This is a genomic window from Streptomyces sp. TN58, assembly GCF_001941845.1.
Lineage (GTDB): Bacteria > Actinomycetota > Actinomycetes > Streptomycetales > Streptomycetaceae > Streptomyces.
The window spans coordinates 625,244-641,490 of the sequence record NZ_CP018870.1; the positions used below are offsets into that span (position 1 = coordinate 625,244).

Annotated in this window: 13 protein-coding genes and 2 pseudogenes; 4 read left to right on the top strand and 11 right to left on the bottom strand. The window is 75.3% G+C overall.

The genetic code is table 11. The features are described 5' to 3' along the window. Nucleotides 1-74 precede the first annotated feature (74 nt). The 4 genes from BSL84_RS02975 to BSL84_RS35960 all read right to left on the bottom strand — a co-directional run bounded on the left by BSL84_RS02975 (nt 75) and on the right by BSL84_RS35960 (nt 2,023). Entirely contained in the window at nt 75-575 is a 501-nt protein-coding gene (locus BSL84_RS02975) for a hypothetical protein (protein WP_075969727.1), read from the bottom strand. Continuing rightward, nucleotides 572-808 carry a hypothetical protein gene (locus BSL84_RS02980; RefSeq protein WP_075969728.1) on the bottom strand — a complete coding sequence of 79 codons (237 nt, stop codon included), beginning with the start codon at nt 806-808 and terminating at the stop codon, nt 572-574. Before BSL84_RS02980 ends, BSL84_RS02975 begins: the two co-directional genes overlap by 4 nt. A 213-nt stretch (nt 809-1,021) precedes the next feature. Next, nucleotides 1,022-1,531: an SRPBCC family protein gene (locus tag BSL84_RS02985; RefSeq protein ID WP_030034222.1), complete on the bottom strand. Its 510-nt coding sequence runs from the start codon at nt 1,529-1,531 to the stop codon at nt 1,022-1,024. A 117-nt stretch (nt 1,532-1,648) separates the two neighbouring features. After that, entirely contained in the window at nt 1,649-2,023 is a 375-nt protein-coding gene (locus BSL84_RS35960) for a hypothetical protein (RefSeq protein ID WP_234363398.1), read from the bottom strand. A gap of 180 nt (nt 2,024-2,203) precedes the next feature. Here BSL84_RS35960 and BSL84_RS35965 point away from each other — a divergent pair, with 180 nt between their 5' ends. Then, entirely contained in the window at nt 2,204-2,803 is a 600-nt protein-coding gene (locus tag BSL84_RS35965) for a DUF418 domain-containing protein (RefSeq protein WP_079273098.1), read from the top strand. Nucleotides 2,804-2,830: 27 nt separating this feature from the next. On the opposite strand, the pseudogene BSL84_RS03000 reads toward BSL84_RS35965, so the two are convergent. Both BSL84_RS03000 and BSL84_RS03005 read right to left on the bottom strand, forming a co-directional pair. Further along, a pseudogene (locus BSL84_RS03000) lies at nt 2,831-3,514 on the bottom strand (DNA polymerase III subunit beta); the annotation flags it as partial. A 164-nt stretch (nt 3,515-3,678) separates the two neighbouring features. Continuing rightward, a pseudogene (locus tag BSL84_RS03005) lies at nt 3,679-4,074 on the bottom strand (MerR family transcriptional regulator); the annotation flags it as partial. Between the two features lie 341 nt (nt 4,075-4,415). On the opposite strand from BSL84_RS03005, the gene BSL84_RS03010 reads away from it, so the two are divergent. After that, a complete protein-coding gene (locus tag BSL84_RS03010; RefSeq protein ID WP_075969730.1) occupies nt 4,416-5,453 on the top strand; it encodes an AraC family transcriptional regulator in 1,038 nt (345 codons plus the stop codon). A gap of 55 nt (nt 5,454-5,508) precedes the next feature. Here the strand turns inward: BSL84_RS03010 and BSL84_RS03015 are convergent, their stop codons facing one another. The 3 genes from BSL84_RS03015 to BSL84_RS03025 are packed head-to-tail and all read right to left on the bottom strand — an operon-like array spanning nt 5,509 to nt 9,052. Then, complete coding sequence (locus BSL84_RS03015; protein ID WP_030028632.1) at nt 5,509-5,862, bottom strand: UBP-type zinc finger domain-containing protein; 354 nt, start codon at nt 5,860-5,862, stop codon at nt 5,509-5,511. Next, nucleotides 5,859-7,379: an ATP-binding protein gene (locus BSL84_RS03020; RefSeq protein WP_045322953.1), complete on the bottom strand. Its 1,521-nt coding sequence runs from the start codon at nt 7,377-7,379 to the stop codon at nt 5,859-5,861. Before BSL84_RS03020 ends, BSL84_RS03015 begins: the two co-directional genes overlap by 4 nt. Continuing rightward, nucleotides 7,376-9,052 (bottom strand): FAD-dependent oxidoreductase, encoded by a 1,677-nt coding sequence (locus BSL84_RS03025; protein ID WP_075969731.1) that lies wholly within the window; start codon nt 9,050-9,052, stop codon nt 7,376-7,378. The genes BSL84_RS03020 and BSL84_RS03025 overlap by 4 nt, the downstream gene beginning before the upstream one ends. A gap of 762 nt (nt 9,053-9,814) precedes the next feature. On the opposite strand from BSL84_RS03025, the gene BSL84_RS03035 reads away from it, so the two are divergent. Next, nucleotides 9,815-11,653 carry an RNA ligase family protein gene (locus tag BSL84_RS03035; RefSeq protein ID WP_075969732.1) on the top strand — a complete coding sequence of 613 codons (1,839 nt, stop codon included), beginning with the start codon at nt 9,815-9,817 and terminating at the stop codon, nt 11,651-11,653. After that, a complete protein-coding gene (locus BSL84_RS03040) occupies nt 11,640-14,510 on the top strand; it encodes a poly(A) polymerase (protein WP_075969733.1) in 2,871 nt (956 codons plus the stop codon). Before BSL84_RS03035 ends, BSL84_RS03040 begins: the two co-directional genes overlap by 14 nt. Nucleotides 14,511-14,562: 52 nt before the next feature. Here the strand turns inward: BSL84_RS03040 and BSL84_RS03045 are convergent, their stop codons facing one another. Further along, nucleotides 14,563-15,480, bottom strand: a complete 918-nt coding sequence (locus BSL84_RS03045; protein WP_107069664.1) for an NADP-dependent oxidoreductase — start codon at nt 15,478-15,480, stop codon at nt 14,563-14,565. A 145-nt stretch (nt 15,481-15,625) separates the two neighbouring features. Next, a complete protein-coding gene (locus BSL84_RS03050; RefSeq protein ID WP_045322949.1) occupies nt 15,626-16,222 on the bottom strand; it encodes an HD domain-containing protein in 597 nt (198 codons plus the stop codon). Nucleotides 16,223-16,247 lie beyond the last annotated feature (25 nt).

A 16,247-nucleotide genomic window follows, 5' to 3' on the forward strand; every position in this document is an offset into this window, starting at 1 on the left:
GAAGCGGTTGACGCGGGAGAGTTGTGTGCTGGTCACCCGGGCAGCCTAAGGGCTGTAAGCGGGCGGGCGGCGGGTCATTCGGAGCGCGGGAGGACGGGCCGCCTGCGCAGGCGCTCGGCCGCGGCGTTGCGGACGCGGCGGGTGCGGGCGTCGGCGGCGAGCAGTTCCAGGGCCCGGTACGAGCCGAGCAGCCGGACCGCGGTGCGCTGGCACCAGTCGGACGCGCCGGTCAGATCGGCGGCGGACCACGGCTCGCCGCGGGTGACGGCCTTGAGCAGGCTCCACTCGCGCAGCCGGCGCTCGGGGAACTCCCGACCGGCCAGGACAGCGGACATGGCCCGCGCCCAGGCGGTGAACGCGTCGTCGGCGAGCAGGACCGCCGCCCGTCGGTCGAGGTGGGTGACGGCCGCGCTCTCGGCCATCACGCGGTCGGGGTCGCGCAGGACGGCCGCCATGGCCTCGGCCTCGGCGCTCGGGCCGGGCGTCGCGGCGAGGGTTTCGAGGTGGCGGGTGTAGCGCCGGTGCTCGGGGGGCGCGTCGGGGTCGAGATCGGGGTCGAGGTCGGGCAGGCTCATCGGGCGGCCGCCTCGCGGACGTGCCCCGACCGGGCGCCGCCCACCGGTGGCGTGCAGTCGGTCCGCACGCTCCGTCCGTGGCGGCGGGACGCGGTGTCGGCGGCCGCGGTCGCGGCGGCGGTGCCCTCGGCCTGTGCCGCGTCGGCGGACGGGTCGGGCCGTCCGAAGCCGACACCCGTGATCGGCGTCGCCGAGCACTCCGCCACCGGCAGGACCGGCGCTCCCGTCGGCATGCCTATGACAGGTCGCCGTTGTTTCTTGCCACTCCGCATGGGCTCCATTCCACACGACCGTTGTCGGGGACCCGTGGCCAGGGTGCCGTCAAGTGGTGCCAGGGCCGTCAGCCCGGAGGCTGCCTACGAGGGACGAACATTCCCCCCGTCGGCCGGCCGGACCCGTACGCCGTGTCGGCGGCGCGGCGCCCTGCGTACGCGTTCTCGCCCGGGTCAGGCCGTGCGGGCGCCGGGCGGGCGCTCGGGTCCGGGGAGGGGCGCGCCGGTCTCCAGGAGGGTTTTCAGGCTCGACGCGAGCATCGGCCAGGCCTGTCCGCACATGGCGATCAGGGTGCCGCCGGGCTGGAAGCCCTCGTGGCGGATCGTCAGCCGGGCGAGGGCCCCGCCGACCGGCTCGATCTCGTACGTCACCTTCGTGCGGGGCTCCTTCGCCAGCTCGGACCGGATCTCCTCGTCGATCCCGGCCGCGGCCGCCCACTGCGGGCTGAAGGTGTGCCAGGTGTAGGACAGCAGCCGATCCGGGACGCAGCCGAGGACGAGCTGGCCGGGGTCGCTGGTGCGGGCCCCCCGCTCCACCCAGTCCATCGCCGAGCCCACGGCCCAGTCGGTCTCGAAGCTCAGCCCCCAGTACCGGCGGGTGAGGGCGGGGTCGGTGAGGGCCTGCCAGACCCGCGACGGATCGGCCTGGATGTAGAGGGTGTAGGTGATCGCGCTGTCGCTCATGGCCCCATGCTGCGGGACCGTGCACCGCGGACGGCGGATTTCCCGGTCACGGCCCCGGCGGCCGGTTCCGGCGGACGGCCCCGTCGGCCGGTCCCGCCGGCCGGTCCCGCCGCCCCGTCACCAGCGCAGGCCCTCGTCGGGGAGCTCGGTGAGCGGGGTGCGGGCCGGGACGGGGAGCCCCAGGCGGGCGCGGGCGGCGTGGACCGCGGCGAGCTCGTCCTCGCCGGCCGGGCCCCAGTCGCTCAGCTCGCGGACCTGTTCGGGGGTGGCCAGCAGGCGGGCGTACGCCGGGTCCGCGGCCGGCGGGAGGCCGGTGAGGCGGGCCGCGACGCGGACGTGTACCCCCGCCTCACCGTCGCGGTAGCCGAGCGGGGCGGATCCCGTGGCGGCCGCGGCGTCCGGGTGCGGGAGGCGGGCGGCGCCGGTGGCCCGGGCGATCAGTACGAGGACCCGGCCGTCGGGGGCGAACAGCCATCCGGTCAGGTCGGACACGGGCCGCTGCGCGGGGACCGTGCCGCCGCGCCACGCACCGCGCTGCGGGGTCCGTGGGGCGCGGAGCACGCCGAGCCGGTCGAGGGCGGTCGGTGCGGTGGGGCGGCCGCCTTCGAGGAGGGCGGCGCCGGAGCCGTTGGGTATCCGCTGGCCACGTACTTCCCGTACGTCCTGGCCGGGATGGCCCTCGCCCGCCTGTGCGACATACGGGAGCGGGTGATGGCCTGGCGGATGGCCGTGTGGGGCACGGCGGCCGCGGTCGCCGGCTACGGCGGCGCCTGGCTGGCCGGCCACGTCTTCGGGACCCGGCAGCGGCTGCTGGAGGCGATAGCGGTCCACCACCCGGAGGCGATGGCCGCCGCCGACCCCGTACGGGAGGTGCTGAACAGCCAGTTCGGCGCCGTGCCGAGCACTTCCTGGGACTGGCTGCTGCTGGCCGACCCCTACAGCCAGACCCCGCTGGAGACCCTGGGCAACGCGGGGGTGGGGTGCGCCCTCATCGGCCTGTGCGCACTCGCCGCGCGGCACGCGGTGGGCGCCCGCCTGCTGCGGCCGCTCACGGTGCTGGGGGCGATGGCGCTGAGTGCGTACGTCGTCCACGCGCTGGTCCTGGCCGGCCCGGCGCACGGCGCCGCGTCCTGGTCGGCGTGGCTCGCCTTCAGCGGCGCGGCGCTGGCGCTGACCTGGGTCTGGCAGCGGGTCTGGGCGGACAGCCCGCTGCGCCGCGGCCCGGTGGAGCACGCCCTGCGGGTGGCCACGCGGGTGGGCGCCCGGGCGTGATGGGGCCTGCCGTGGCCGGCGCGGGTGTCAGCCGTCCAGGCGGACGGGCATCAGGATCGAGAAGGTCCCGTCGGTGTCGGTGCGGCGGATCGCCAGCGGCGCCGTGGGGGCGCCCACCTCGACGACCAGCTCGTCTCGGCCGGCGGCGGCCAGGGCCTCCAGGAGGTAGGCACGGTTGACGGCGACCTGGTCCGGGCCGGCGGGGCCGTCCCCGCAGACGGTCACCGCGCCGTCCGCCACCCGGAGCACGCTGAGGTCGCAGGGTACGCCGCCCGGCTCGCGCACCTCGCTCTCGCGGACGGGCCCGGTCTCCACCGCGTGCCGGAACGCCGGCACGTCGACGCGGGCGCGGCGCCCCGCGGGCAGGACCACGAGGCGGCGGTAGTCGGGGAAGTCGTGGTCGAGGCACTGGCCGGCCGTCTCGTGGCCCTCCGTCCGCAGGGCCACGCGGTCGCCGTCCACCGTCAGCCGGACGGTGTCCTCGTCCCCCAGCAGGGCGCGCATGGCATCGGTGAGCCGGGACGGTACGACGACCTGGACCCGGGGTCCTTCGTACCCGGCGGTCTCGGCCCGGGCGACGGCCATCCGGTACCGGTCGGTGGCCACGATCCGCAGGCCGTCACCTTCGATGTCGAAGAGCAGGCCGCCGAGCACCGGCAGCTCGGGGTCGTTGCCGGCGGCGAAGCGCACGCTGTCCAGTGCCCGGGCTAGGGCCTGTATCGAGTTGCCCCGTGGAGCAAGGAGCGGCGTTCGGTGCGTGCCCTCGGCGTGCGGGACGAATGCCCTCGTAGCGGAGCTACCAGGGCATCGGCTCGTGCGCCGAGGGTGCGTGCCGGGCGTCGCGACGCCGCGGGGCAACTCGATACAGGCCCTGGTTCCGGTGCGCGGACGGTGAGAACGACGGTGGCGGTGCGGAGCGATGTCATGGGGTTCTCCCTGCGTTCGAGTAGCGCTCGGACCGTGGAGAACTCGCTGCGGGCTTCGGCCAGTCCGGTCTCCAGCCGGCGCAGATGCGCCTGGAGCAGGCCGCGTACCAGGTCGGTGTCCGCGCCGGACCAGCCGGCGAGCACCAGCCGGATGTCCGCCAGCGGCATGCCCGCTCGGCGCAGCCGGGCCAGCACCCGCGCCTCGTCGAGCTGCTCGGGCCCGTACCAGCGGTAGCCGCTGGCCGGATCCACCCGGGCCGGTACCAGCACGCCCGCCCCGTCGTAGAACCGGAGAGCACTCACGCTCAGTCCGCTGTCCCTGGCCATCTCGCCGATGCTGCGCATCTCGTTCTCCACACCCGGAACTCTGCGCCCTCCACCAGGTAGAGGGTCAAACGGCGGTCCGGACCGGGGAGGTGGTGTGGCCCGCGTCCGGGGATCCCGAGCCCCCCACCCCCGTGGGGGAGCTCCGATCCGGACGGGACCTCCCGTGCGCCTCCGGTGCCGGGGCACCTTGCGAGGACGACCACCACGCTAGGGCCGTGCGGGCCGGTTGACCCATGGCAGCAGGCGTCAGCAAGGGGACCGAACGCGCCACCCGGGGGCCGTCCGCGCCGCATCGGGGACCTCAGGCACCGCACTGCGGCCTGCGCCGGTGTTTCACGCTGCGTCTATGCTCACCCCCTGTGGTCTCGCATGCGCACCAGGGGACAACGTCCTCCGCCCTCACCCGTCTGAACGTCAATGCCGCGCGGGCGCTCGGCATACCCCCGACCGCGTACACGCACCTGCTGGGCACGGCGCCCGAGCACCTCGACGACGACCTGTGCCGGCCCCCCGTCGTCACGAGTGTGCGGATCACCGAACTCGCGATCGTCCGCGCGCCCTGGACCGAGGTGTCCCTGGTGCTCGCCCGGGAGGCACCCGTCGGGAGTCTCGGGGTGTGGGACTACCTGATCACCTCCGCGCCCACTCCCCTCGAAGGGATCCGGGACGCCGAGGCCTACCTCGGCACCGTCCTGGACACCAGTACGGACGACCTCCGGATCAGCGAGGACGGCGGTCTCGTCACCCTCAGCCACCTCAACCGGGGTGATCTGGCACACGAGGCGGCCTGCGCCGTGCTCGCCTGTGCGCTCGGCCTGTACCTGCGCCGCCTGAGCGAAGCCGCGCAACGGTGCCTCGTCCCCCTGCGCGTGACGCTGGCCGCCGAGGCACCCCGCCGGCACGACGCGCTGATCGAGCTCTACGGCACCCGCAGCATCGAGTTCGGTGCCCCGGTCAGCTCCCTCGTCTTCCGCGGCTCCGACCTGACCGCCGCGGCGCCGCACGCCCAGCCCGGGCTGTCGGCCGTCCTGCGACGGCACGCCGACCAGACCCTCGCGGCCGCGGTCCCGCTGCGCGACTGGCTGGATCTGTTCCGCGGCGCCCTGGCCTGCGTCCAGGACGAAGGCGCCCCGGTACTGGCCGCTGTCGCACGGCGCATGGCCGTGAGTCCGCGGACCCTCCAGCGCCGCCTCGACGAACACGGCACGACGTGGAGCGCCGAGGTCGAGACGGTGCGCCGGAACCACATTTCGCGGCTGCTGCACACCACGGACCTGAGCATCGAGGCGATCGCCGCCCGCAGCGGCTACGCCGACGCCCGCGCCCTGCGCCGGGCCGTCCAGCGCTGGTACGGAACCACACCCGCGGCGCTGCGCCGGGAGCCCGTCCTCCGCTGACGGCTGCGCCCGGGGTGGCCGGTCAGCGGGGCCGCCGGTTCAGCGGGTCGGCTGCTCATCGGTGCAGGCGGCGCGTCCAGTCCTCCGGTACCCGGCCCGCCGGCCCGGGGGCCGGTTGGTCGGCCGGGTGGTCGTCCGGCGGGGCCAGCCGGGGTCCGGACTCGTACATCTCGCCGCCGTCGTAGTCCCAGAACCACTGCTCGCCGGGCTCGAAGCTCTGCACCAGCGGATGGCCGGTGGCCTTCCAGTGGGCGGTGGCGTGCTGGGCGGGCGAGGAGTCGCAGCAGCCGACGTGGCCGCATTGGGCGCAGCGGCGCAGGTGGAACCACCAGCCGCCCACGGCGTCGCAGTCGGCGCAGCCGGTGCCGGTCGGCGGGACGCTGGGGTCGATTCCCTTGATGTCGGTCATGCGGGCTCCTCGACTGTCTCGGTTCCGGGCTCGTCCCCGGCCCTCTCGGCGTCCGGTCCGTCGTCGGGTTCGGGTCCGTCCTCGGGTCCGGGTGCGGTCAACGGCAGCAGTACCTGGAAGCGGGTGTCGCCGGGGGCGGACTCGACCTGGAGGCTGCCGTGGTGCTTGTCGACGACGATCCGCCAGGAGATGTCCAGGCCGAGGCCGGTCCCCTCGCCGACCGGCTTGGTGGTGAAGAACGGGTCGAAGATGCGGTTGCGGATGTCGGCGGGGATGCCGGGCCCGGTGTCGCGGAACTCCACCAGCAGCCGCTCCCCCTCCCGTGCCGTGCGGACGGTCAGCGTGCCGTCGCCGCCGGTACTCGCGACGGCGAAGACGGCGTTGTCGATGAGGTTGGTCCACACCTGGTTGAGCTCCGCCGGGTAGGCGGGCACCTTCGGCAGGGAGCGGTCGTAGTCCTTGACCACCCGCACCCGGGGGCCGATCTTGCCGGACAGCATCAGCAGGGTGCTGTCGAGGAGTTCGTGCACGTCCACGACCCGGTGGGGGGCCCGGTCGAGCTGCGAGTACTGCCTGGCGGCGTCGACGAGGTGGGAGATGCGGGCGGTGGAGTCGTCGATCTCGTCCATCAACAGCTCTGTCTCGACCGTGTAGTTGAGCCAGCCGATGGCGCCCGGGAGGATGTCCTCCGGCACGGCGGCGGCGACCTGGTCCAGCCAGTCCGCGTCCAGCCCGGCCTGGACGAAGGTCGGTGCGGCCCGCCAGCCCTCGGCGATGCCGTGGTCGTCGAGCCAGTCCGTGAGCTCGTCCTCCCGGTCGGACGCCTCCAGCGGACTGAGCGCCGTCGCCTTCGCGACGCGTTCCACCGTGCGCTCCTGGATCTCGATCAGGTCGGCGATCGCCTCGCGGGAGTAGTCGCCCCGGGCGATGACGGCCAGCTTGTGCCGCATCCTCCCGACGCGCTCCCGCAGGGTCGCGGTGGCCCGGACGGCCGCCGCGGCCGGGTTGTTCAGTTCGTGGGTGAGGCCGGCGGACAGCGAGCCGAGGGCCAGCAGCCGTTCGCGCTGGCCGATGGCCCGCTGGGTGTTCTTCGCCCCGAAGAAGAGGCCTTCCAGCAGGTGCGCGGCCATCGGGAACCACTCCTGCATGAAGTCCGAGAACGCCTGCCCGGGCAACACGAAGAAGCGGGTCGGCTCGGTCACCCGCATCGAGTTGGTGTAGGTCTGCGGCACCCGGTCGCCCAGGTAGGCCTGCATGGCTCCGGCGTACACACCGCGCTGGGAGGTCCGGCTCACCTCGACGTCGTCGCCGCCGACCCGGCGGGACAGTACGACGGTGCCTTCGATCATCACGTAGAAGCAGGTCGCCGGCGCGCCCTCGGTGTACACCGGTCCCGGTTCGAAGCGCTCGACCCGGCCCTCGGCGCACAACTGGCCGAGCTGCCGCGGCGTCAGCTTCTCGAACAGGAACAGCGAGGCGATCTCCTGCGGGTCGCAGTGCGCGTACGTGCCGCTCATGACTGCTCCAGGTAGCGGTGGACGAGCATGACGGCCATCGCTCCCTCTCCGACCGCGGAGGCGACGCGTTTCGCGGACTGGGCGCGGGCGTCGCCGGCGACGAACACGCCGGGGATGTTGGTCTCCAGGTGGTAGGGGGGCCGGTCCAGCGGCCAGTCGGCGGGCGGCCGCCCGTCGGGCGTGAGATCGGGGCCTGCCAGGATGAAGCCGCGTTCGTCGCGCAGCACCGTGCCGTCCAGCCAGTCGGTCAGCGGGGCCGCGCCGATGAAGACGAACATCCACTGGGCGTCGACGATTTCGCTCGCGCCGCTGTCGACGTCCCGCAGGGCCAGCCGCTCCAGGTGCTCCTCGCCGTGGGCCGACTCGACGACGGTCCGGGTCCGCACGGAGATGTTCGGCGCCTCCTCGATCTGCTGGACCAGGTAGTACGACATCGACGCCGTCAGGGACGCCCCGCGTACCAGCAGGGTCACCGACTTGGCGCCCCGGGAGAGGTACATGGCCGCCTGTCCGGCGGAGTTGGCGCCGCCGACGATGTACACGTCGTGGCCCTGGCAGGAGGCGGCCTCGGTCAGCGAGGAGCCGTAGTAGACGCCGCGGCCGGTGAGGTCGTCGCAGCCCGGCGCCATGAGCTGCCGGTAGGACACGCCCGTCGCCAGGATGACGCTGTGTGCGGCGACGGACGAGCCGTCGGAGAAGCGGACGACCCGCGCGGGGCCGTGGACCTCCAGTCCCGTGACCTCCCGCGCCGTGAGGATCTCGGCGCCGAACCGGCCGGCCTGGCGGCGGGCGCGTTCGGTGAGCTGTGCTCCGGACACGCCGTCTGGGAAGCCGAGGTAGTTCTCGATGCGGGAGCTCTGCCCGGCCTGTCCGCCGGTCGCCGACCGCTCGACCAGTACGGTGCGCAGCCCCTCGGAGGCCCCGTACACGGCCGCGCCGAGCCCGGCCGGACCGCCGCCGATCACGACGAGGTCGTAGAAGTCGGCGGCCGGTGTCGTGGCGAGCCCCACGTGGGCGGCGAGGTCGGCCGGCTCGGGCTCGATCAGCACGGTGCACTCGGGGGTGACGACCAGGGGCAGCCGCCGCCCGTCGGCCCCGGCCGCCTCCAGCAGCCGGCGTCCCTCGGGCTCGTCGGATGCGTACCAGCGGTACGGCACCTGGTTGCGGGCGAGGAACTCGCGTACCTGCGAGGACCGCGCCGACCAGCGGTGCCCGACGACCTTGGTGGCGGGGACCGGCCGGTAATCGCTGGAGCGCCAGGCCGTGAGGAGGTCGTCGACGACCGGGTAGAGCTTTTCCTCGGGCGGGTCCCAGGGCTTGAGCAGATAGTGGTCGAGGTCGACGACGTTGATCGCGTCGATCGCCGCGCCGGTGTCGGCGTAGGCGGTCAGCAGCACGCGCCGGGCGCCCGGGTACACGTTCAGGGCCTGTTCGAGGAACTCGATGCCGTTCATCTGCGGCATGCGGTAGTCGGCCAGGATCACCGCCACCAGGTCGCCCCGCAGTTTCAGCTCGCGCAGTGCCTCCAGCGCGGACTCGCCGGACTCGGCGCGTACGATCCGGTAGCCGGCCCCGTAGTGGCGCCGCAGGTCACGGGCGACGGCACGGGAGACTCCTGGATCGTCGTCCACGGTCAGGATGACGGTCCGAGCTGGTTCGGCGCCCTGTGCCATGCGTCTCCCACGAGCGGCCCGGTCCGGCGGTGCGGCGAGCCGCCCGCGCCGGTTCCCGCCCATCGTATGTTCGATCGACCGGATCCGCTCCGGTTCGCCACGGAGCGTGCGCCCCCGGTGCTCTCCGTGCGCCCGCCCCTCCTCGTCACCCGACCGTGTGATCGGCAGGGCCGGCGCGGCGCCGGTGCGGCAGGGTGGTCGGATGCAGCTGCGCCGGGCCCTGCCCCTGACACTTGCCGCCTTCGTCATGGCTTCCGGATGCGTGACGGTCCACCCCGCTTCCGTGCCGGACGCATCGCCACCCGCGCCGGCGCCCGCCCCGGCCGGGACGCCCGGTCAGCCGGGTGAACCCTCGGCTGCCGCGCGGCCGTTGGTGGGTCTTCCGGCCGTGGGTGCCGAGGAAGGCGCGGCGGAGCCGCCCGGGCCCCGGTCCGTGCCGGATGCGGCGCCACGCGGGGCGGCGGCGGCCGGCGTGCAGCCGCGCCGGCCGGCGCGCCCACCGCGCGGGGCCAAGCCGCCCAGGGCCGTGAAGCAGGCACCCCGGGCGAATCCGGCACCCCGGGCGAAGGCGCGGCGGCAGGCGGCGGCTCCGGCGAAACCCCGTCCGGCGCCCGGGCGTTCGTACGACATGACTCCCCTGTGCGAGGCGGCCGAGGGCACGGTGTCGCCGGCCATCGTGGCCCTCTGCCGCTGAAATGGGTGGATCCGCCCGCTCCCGATACCTACAGTGACGACCTACCCGTCGTCGACCCGGAGCGGATCATGCGCACCCACTATCCCCGTACGCCGCATCTGCCCTGGTCGCCCGGGGCGTCGGCGGACGACGTGCGGGCCGCCGGCCTGGCCGGGCTGGCCGGACGCGAGGTCGTGGTCACCGAGAAGCTCGACGGCGAGAACACCACCCTCTACGCGGACGGGCTGCACGCCCGCTCGCTCGACTCCGGGCACCACCCCTCCCGGGCCTGGGTCAAGGGCCTCCAGGGACGGATCGGCCCCGGCATTCCGGCCGGGTGGCGGGTGTGCGGGGAGAACCTGTACGCCCGGCACTCGATCCCGTACGAGGATCTGGACAGCTGGTTCTACGGGTTCTCGGTGTGGGAAGGGGAGCACTGCCTGGACTGGGACCGGACGGTGTCGTTCCTGCGGCGCCTGGGGGTGCCCGCCCCGCCCGTGCTGTGGCGCGGCACCTTCGACGAGCGGGCGCTGCGCAAGCTGAAGCTCGACACCGCCCGGCAGGAGGGGTACGTCGTGCGGACGGCCGCCGGATTCTCCCGTGCGGACTTCGCGCGGTGCGTGGCCAAGTGGGTGCGGGGCGGCCACGTGCAGACCGACACGCACTGGATGTACGCGGAGGTCGTGCCCAACCGGCTCGGTCCGGCGGCCCCGTTGTGGGCGGTGCGCTCGGGTGCGGAGCCCGATGCCGCGGCCCTGTCGGCCGCCGTCGGCGCGGACCCGTCGGAGCACGGGAGCGGGGAGCTCTCCGAGGGCGGGGGCGGGGAGACCGCCCACGACCGGGGCGGGGACGCCCCCGACGACCGGGGCGGGGACGCGGTCGCCGAGGTCACCGCACGCATCGACGCGTCGGGCCGGACCGGCGACGACCGGCTGGCCGGGGTTCTCGCCGCCGTGCTGCGCCGCGAGCCGCGCGCCCGGGTCGCCGCGCGGCTCGCGGCCGGCCCGGCCGGGATGCCACTCGCCCGGCGGGTCGGCGACCTGCTGGGGCTGTACCCGTACCTCCAGCGGCCGTTCCCCGACGCTGACCGGCGGGCCGGGCTGGTCCGGATGTCCGCGGCGGCCGATCTCGGCGTGCTGCACGCGCTCGCCGGGGCGCTGGCGGACGGCCCCGAGGCGCGGGGGTACGTCGAGTGGTCCGCTCTGTGGGCCGAGGAGGCCGGGCTGCTCGGCGGACCCGATCCGCTGGAGTCCCTGCGCGGCGCGCTGCGGGAGCCCCTCGCCGGGCTGGACGCGGCCGCGGCCGACCGCTGCTGGGCGGAGGCCCGGCGTGCCTTCGCGCACGGGCGGATCTCCGGGTCCTCGGTGGAGGAGGCGGTGGCGGCCACGTGGCAGTGGCGCGACGGATCGTTTCCCCGGCTGGTGCAGCTGTGCGGGCCCTCGGGCAGCGGCAAGAGCACCTTCGGCCGCGGGCTGCCCGGCGTGGACACGTACATCGGTCTCGACGACCTGCGCGCCGCCCGCGGTTCGCGTACGGACCAGCGGGCCAACGGAGAGGTGCTCGGCGAGGGTCTGGCACGGCTCGACGCTGCCCTGGCCCGCGGCGGGACGGTGGTGTGGGACGCCACCTCGCTCACCGGCCCGCAGCGCGACCTGGCCGGTGCGGTGGCCCGTCGCCGCGACGCGCTGGTCACGCACGCCGTGGTGCTGGTGCAGGAGGCCGAGCTGGTGCGACGCAACGGGGTGCGCCCGCATTCGGTGCCGCCGCGGGTGCTCGCCTCGCAGCTGCACCGGTTCAGCCCGCCGTACGCGGGCCAGGCCCACCGTACGTGGTACGTCGGCGCGGGCGGGCACGTGGAGGACACGGCGGGCGCGCTCGCGCCCGGCGCGGCGACGGCGGGCGGAGGCGGCGGCGATGCGCACCAGTGAGCAGCTCTACCACCAGGTTCGCTGGGACCCGCGGTTCGATCCGGCGCGGTTCGTCCTCGGCCTGCTCCAGCGCGGGGCGGCGCCCAAGCGGGTTCCGCTGCCCTCCTTCGTACCGGGCGGGGACATCCCCTGGCACCGGGTGCTGTTCGTCGAGGCCGACGGCGAGCTGGTGTGGGACCGGGCCACCGGCGTGGACCTGATCGACGTGACGGCGGCGGGCCGGGTCCGTGAACGGCGCCTGCTGCGGGCGCCGTTCTTCACCGCGCGGAGCCCGTACGCCTGGGATCCCGCGGGCGGAGGGGCGTGGCGCCCCGCGCAGGCCGGGCCCGTGGACGCGGCGGCGGCGCCGTCCTCGGTGCGGCTGCTGACCTGGAACACGCTCTGGGACCGCTACGACGCCCCGCGGATCGCCACCGCCCGGCGCAGGCCGCTCCTGCTGGAGGACCTGGCGGGCGCGGACGCCGACGTCATCGCGCTGCAGGAGGTCGAACCGGCGCTGCTCGCCATGCTGCTGGCGGCTCCGTGGGTGCGGGACGGCTACACCGTGGGCACGGATCCCGGCGGCCGGGACGTCGCCGAGTGCGGGCTGCTGGTGCTGAGCCGGCTGCCGGTGCGGGAGGCCGGCCTGCACATGTTCCGCGCGCACAAGGCGGTCACCGCCGTGACGGTGGACACCGCCGCCGGGCCGCTGATCGTCGCCGCCACCCACCTGACCAGTGACCACACCGAGAACGGGCACGAGCGGCGGGAGGCCGAACTGGCCCGGCTCGCCGAGGGCCTGGGCGGCGCCGGAGCCGGTGTGGCTCTGATGGGCGACTTCAACGACGGCCGGCACGGTGCCGAGGGGCCCGCGCCCGCGCTGGGCATGCGGGATGCCTGGTGCGAGGTGTACGGGGCGGCGGACGCCACGCCGACCTTCGACCCGGCGTCCAACCCGCTGGCCGCGGTGGGTTCGCTGACGGGGCGGGCCGCCCGGCTGGACCGGATCCTGCTGGGCTCCACCCCGGCCCGGGTGACGGGGGCGGCACTGCGCGGCGACTCCCCCGCTCCCGACGGCCTGTTCGTCTCCGACCACTTCGGGGTGGAGGCGACGGTGGAGTTCGGGCCGCCCGCCGCCGGCCCGGCACGGCTCGACGTACCGGCGACCGTCCGGACGGCGGTGGCGTGGCTGCCGCCGGATCTGCCGGACGCGGTGGGGGAACTGCGCCGCGCGCACGACCCGGCGCACGGCCGCTGGCCCGCGCACGTGAACCTGCTCTTCGGCTTCGTCCCGGAGTCCTCCTTCACCGAGGCCGTACCGCTGCTGGCCGAAGTGGCCGCCGCAACGGCGCCGTTCGAGGCCCGGCTGGAGGGCGTGCACAGTTTCGGGCACCGCGAGGAGGCCACGCTCTGGCTGGACCCGGCGGCGGCGGGCGAGGAGCCGTGGCAGGAGCTGCGGCGCGCGCTGGCGGACCGGTTCCCCGGATGCGGGGGGCGTGGTGGCGAGCACCGGGGATACACCCCGCACCTGACGCTGGGGCGCAGCGGCGACCCGCAGCGGGCGGTCCACGCGTTCGCGGCGCGCCTCGGTGGGGCGGTGCCGGTCCGGGTCGGGGAACTCGCCGTGCTCTCGCGGCGCGGGGACGGGCCGATGCGGGTCCGTGCGACGGTGGCGCTCGGCACGGGCGAGGTGTGCTGGGCGCCTGAGCCCCTGCCCGAAGCGGAGCCCGGGGGGTCTGGGGACGATCACGCCGAGTCGGTCACCGCGCGCGTTCGCGCCGCGCTGCCCGGCGCCCGGGTGCACGTGGCCGGCTCGCGCCGGATGGGCTGCGCGCTGCCGGGCGCCGATCTGGATTTGGTGGCGGCGCTGCCGGGACCGGTCGATGTCGACCGGGTGCGCGAGCGGGTGGCGGGCGCGCTGCCGCAGGCGCGGGGGCTGCGCGAGGTGTCGGGGGCCCGGGTGCCGGGCCTGTGCCTGCGTGTCGGGGCGCTGTCCGTGGACCTGGTCGTGGTCGCCGCCGGCGGACCCGGTCCGGCGCGGGTGGTGGAGCGGCGGGCCGAGCTGGGTGAGGCGGCCGCCGTCGCGCTGAGCGCGGTGAGCGACGCCGAGGCGGTACGGGAGGCGGTGGGGGCGGAGCATGCCGCGTTCGCCGGGCTCGCGCGGCGGGTGAAGGCGTGGGCGCGGGCCAGGGGGCTGGACTCGGCGCCGTTCGGGGGCTTGCCGGGACTGGCCTGGTCGGTCCTCGCGGCGCGCACGGTCCGGGAGGCGGGGGCGCTGCCCCCCGATGCCCTGCTGCGGGAGTTCTTCGGGCGGTGGGCCGCCTGGGACTGGCGCGAGCCGGTCGCCCTGACGGCCTCGGACCATGGGCGGGATCCGCATCCGCATCCGCATCCGCATCCGCATCCGGTCACGATCCTCACCCCGTCGGAGCCGGTTCGCAGTTGCACCGCCCAGGTGACATCGGGGCTGCGGGACCTGCTGGTGCAGGAGCTGTACGGGGCGTGGGAGCTGCTGGAGTCGGGAGTCGGGGCGGAAGCCCTGGCCGCGGCCGCGCCGGCGCCGCACCGGCGGCACGCCGCCTGGGCGGTGGTGAGCGTACGGGCGGCGGAGGCGGAGTTCGAGGAGGTGCGGGGCCGGGTGCGCGGGCGCCTGCGGGCGCTGCTCGGCGTGCTGGAGGAGGCCGGTGTCACCGACGCGCATGCCTGGCCCCGCCCGTTCGAGTCGGAACCGGGTCTCGCCCGGTACGCGATCGGTCTGGGTGCCGTGCCGCCGGACGCTGCGCGGCTGGCCGTCGCGGCCGGCCCGTGGCGGGCCGGCCTGCGGGGCGTCGAGGTGGCCTGGGCGGCGGGTGGTGAGGTGCCGGACCTGGGTGCCTGAACCGCCGCCAACCGGCGGAGGGTCGGCGGGAGGGCCGGCGGGACGGGAGGGGTCAGATCTCGATGATGATCTTTCCGGCGGTGTGGCCGCCCTGGCTGAGTTCGAAGGCGGCCGCCAGCTCGGCCAGCGGGAAGGTCTCGGCGACGGGCACCTTCAGCAGGCCGCTGTCGGCGAGCCGGCCCAGTTCGGCCAGGTCGCTGCCGACGGGGCGGACCCACATCCATTCACCGCCCGAGCCGAGGACGCTGGGGTCGGCGATGGACGCGTGCCGCCCGTCGTCGTGGAGGACCTCCCGGGTGACGCCGCCGACCCCGCCGACGAAGTCCGCGACGACGGTGGGCCCGTCGGGCACGAGGGCGCGGACGCGCTCGGCGAGCCCGTCGCCGTATTCGACGGGCTCCGCGCCGAGTTCACGCACCCGGTCGTGGTTGCGGGGCGAGGCCGTGCCGATGACGCGGGCGCCCAGCGCGCGGGCGATCTGCACCCCGAAGGAGCCGACGCCGCCGGCGGCGCCGTGGATGAGGACGGTGTCGTCCTTGCCGGTGCCCAGGCGGGTGAGCAGCTGGTAGGCGGTGAGCCCGGCGAGCGGGAGCCCGGCGGCCTCGGCCCAGCTCAGCGAAGCCGGCTTGTGCGCGAGGGCCCGTACGGGCACCGTGACGAACTCGGCGAACGTCCCGCCGTGCACGTAGTCCTTGCGGGCGTAGGCGACGACCTCGTCGCCCTCGGCGTATTCGGGCACGTCGATGCCGACCTTCTCGACCGTGCCGGCGACGTCCCAGCCGGGGACGACGGGGAAGACGACGTCCATGAGGGGGTCGAGACCGCCCGCCATGATCTTCCAGTCGACGGGGTTGACCGCGGCGCACTTGACCCGGACGAGGACCTCGCCGGGGCCGAACTTGGGCAGCGGCAGCCGGGCCTCGGAGAGCACCTCCGTCCCGCCGTACGTCTCGTACGCCATCGCCCGCATGGTTTCCTGGCCGCCCCGGTCCGACTCGGACATGTCCCCGACCTCTCCGTGTGACTGTGCTGATGGGATCCACCTGCCCTCCATCCCACCACGCACACGGCGCCCCGGCCGGTCGGACACGACCGGCCCAGCCGGGACCGCCCGGTCAGGGGTGCACGGGAAAGGCGGCCTGGAAGGCCAGCCGGCCGTCCGCCCCTTCGGCGATCCGCCCGAGCACGCCGTCGAGATCCAGGTACGCGGCCCAGCGCTCGGCACCGGTGGCCGCGGCCAGCCGGTCCACCAGCAAGTCCTCCAGATCCGGGACCCGCTTGCCCTTCCACACCTTGTCGGCGGTGCTGACCAGCAGCTCCTCGACGCTCACGCCGTCCCTGTGCCAGGCGGCGTGGGTCGCGGCGAATCGGGCCAGGTGTTCGGCGACGCCGTGCGCGAGCAGCAGTTCCCGCCCGGCGGGCTCGTGGGCGGAGCCCGGGCCGCTGAGCTCGGCGGTGTGCACCGCCTTGCCCACGTCGTGCGTGGCCGCGCCGAACAGCACTGCCTCCCGGTCGAACCGCAGGCCCGGGCAGTGCACGGCCAGCCCGTCGGCCAGTTCGTGCGCGACGTCGTGCACGAGCCGCAGGTGTGCGGCCAGCCGGGGCGGCGCCGCCAGCGTGCGCAGCAGGGCTGACACGGCCGGCGGCAGCGGCCGCACGGGTGGCTCGCCCGGGGTGTCGAGCGCCCGGGTCAGGGCATCGGTGGGAGGCATCGGACCACCCTACGCCGCCATGGCG

What these genes read in the sequence shown, in the direction of transcription:
- BSL84_RS02980 (WP_075969728.1), bottom strand. Translation starts at nt 808, where the DNA reads ATGCCGACGGGAGCGCCGGTCCTGCCGGTGGCGGAGTGCTCGGCGACG.
- BSL84_RS02985 (WP_030034222.1), bottom strand. Translation starts at nt 1,531, where the DNA reads ATGAGCGACAGCGCGATCACCTACACCCTCTACATCCAGGCCGATCCG.
- BSL84_RS02975 (WP_075969727.1), bottom strand. Translation starts at nt 575, where the DNA reads ATGAGCCTGCCCGACCTCGACCCCGATCTCGACCCCGACGCGCCCCCC.
- BSL84_RS03025 (WP_075969731.1), bottom strand. Translation starts at nt 9,052, where the DNA reads ATGGCACAGGGCGCCGAACCAGCTCGGACCGTCATCCTGACCGTGGAC.
- BSL84_RS35965 (WP_079273098.1), top strand. Translation starts at nt 2,204, where the DNA reads ATGGCCCTCGCCCGCCTGTGCGACATACGGGAGCGGGTGATGGCCTGG.
- BSL84_RS03050 (WP_045322949.1), bottom strand. Translation starts at nt 16,222, where the DNA reads ATGCCTCCCACCGATGCCCTGACCCGGGCGCTCGACACCCCGGGCGAG.
- BSL84_RS03040 (WP_075969733.1), top strand. Translation starts at nt 11,640, where the DNA reads ATGCGCACCAGTGAGCAGCTCTACCACCAGGTTCGCTGGGACCCGCGG.
- BSL84_RS03035 (WP_075969732.1), top strand. Translation starts at nt 9,815, where the DNA reads ATGCGCACCCACTATCCCCGTACGCCGCATCTGCCCTGGTCGCCCGGG.
- BSL84_RS03015 (WP_030028632.1), bottom strand. Translation starts at nt 5,862, where the DNA reads ATGACCGACATCAAGGGAATCGACCCCAGCGTCCCGCCGACCGGCACC.
- BSL84_RS03020 (WP_045322953.1), bottom strand. Translation starts at nt 7,379, where the DNA reads ATGAGCGGCACGTACGCGCACTGCGACCCGCAGGAGATCGCCTCGCTG.
- BSL84_RS03045 (WP_107069664.1), bottom strand. Translation starts at nt 15,480, where the DNA reads ATGCGGGCGATGGCGTACGAGACGTACGGCGGGACGGAGGTGCTCTCC.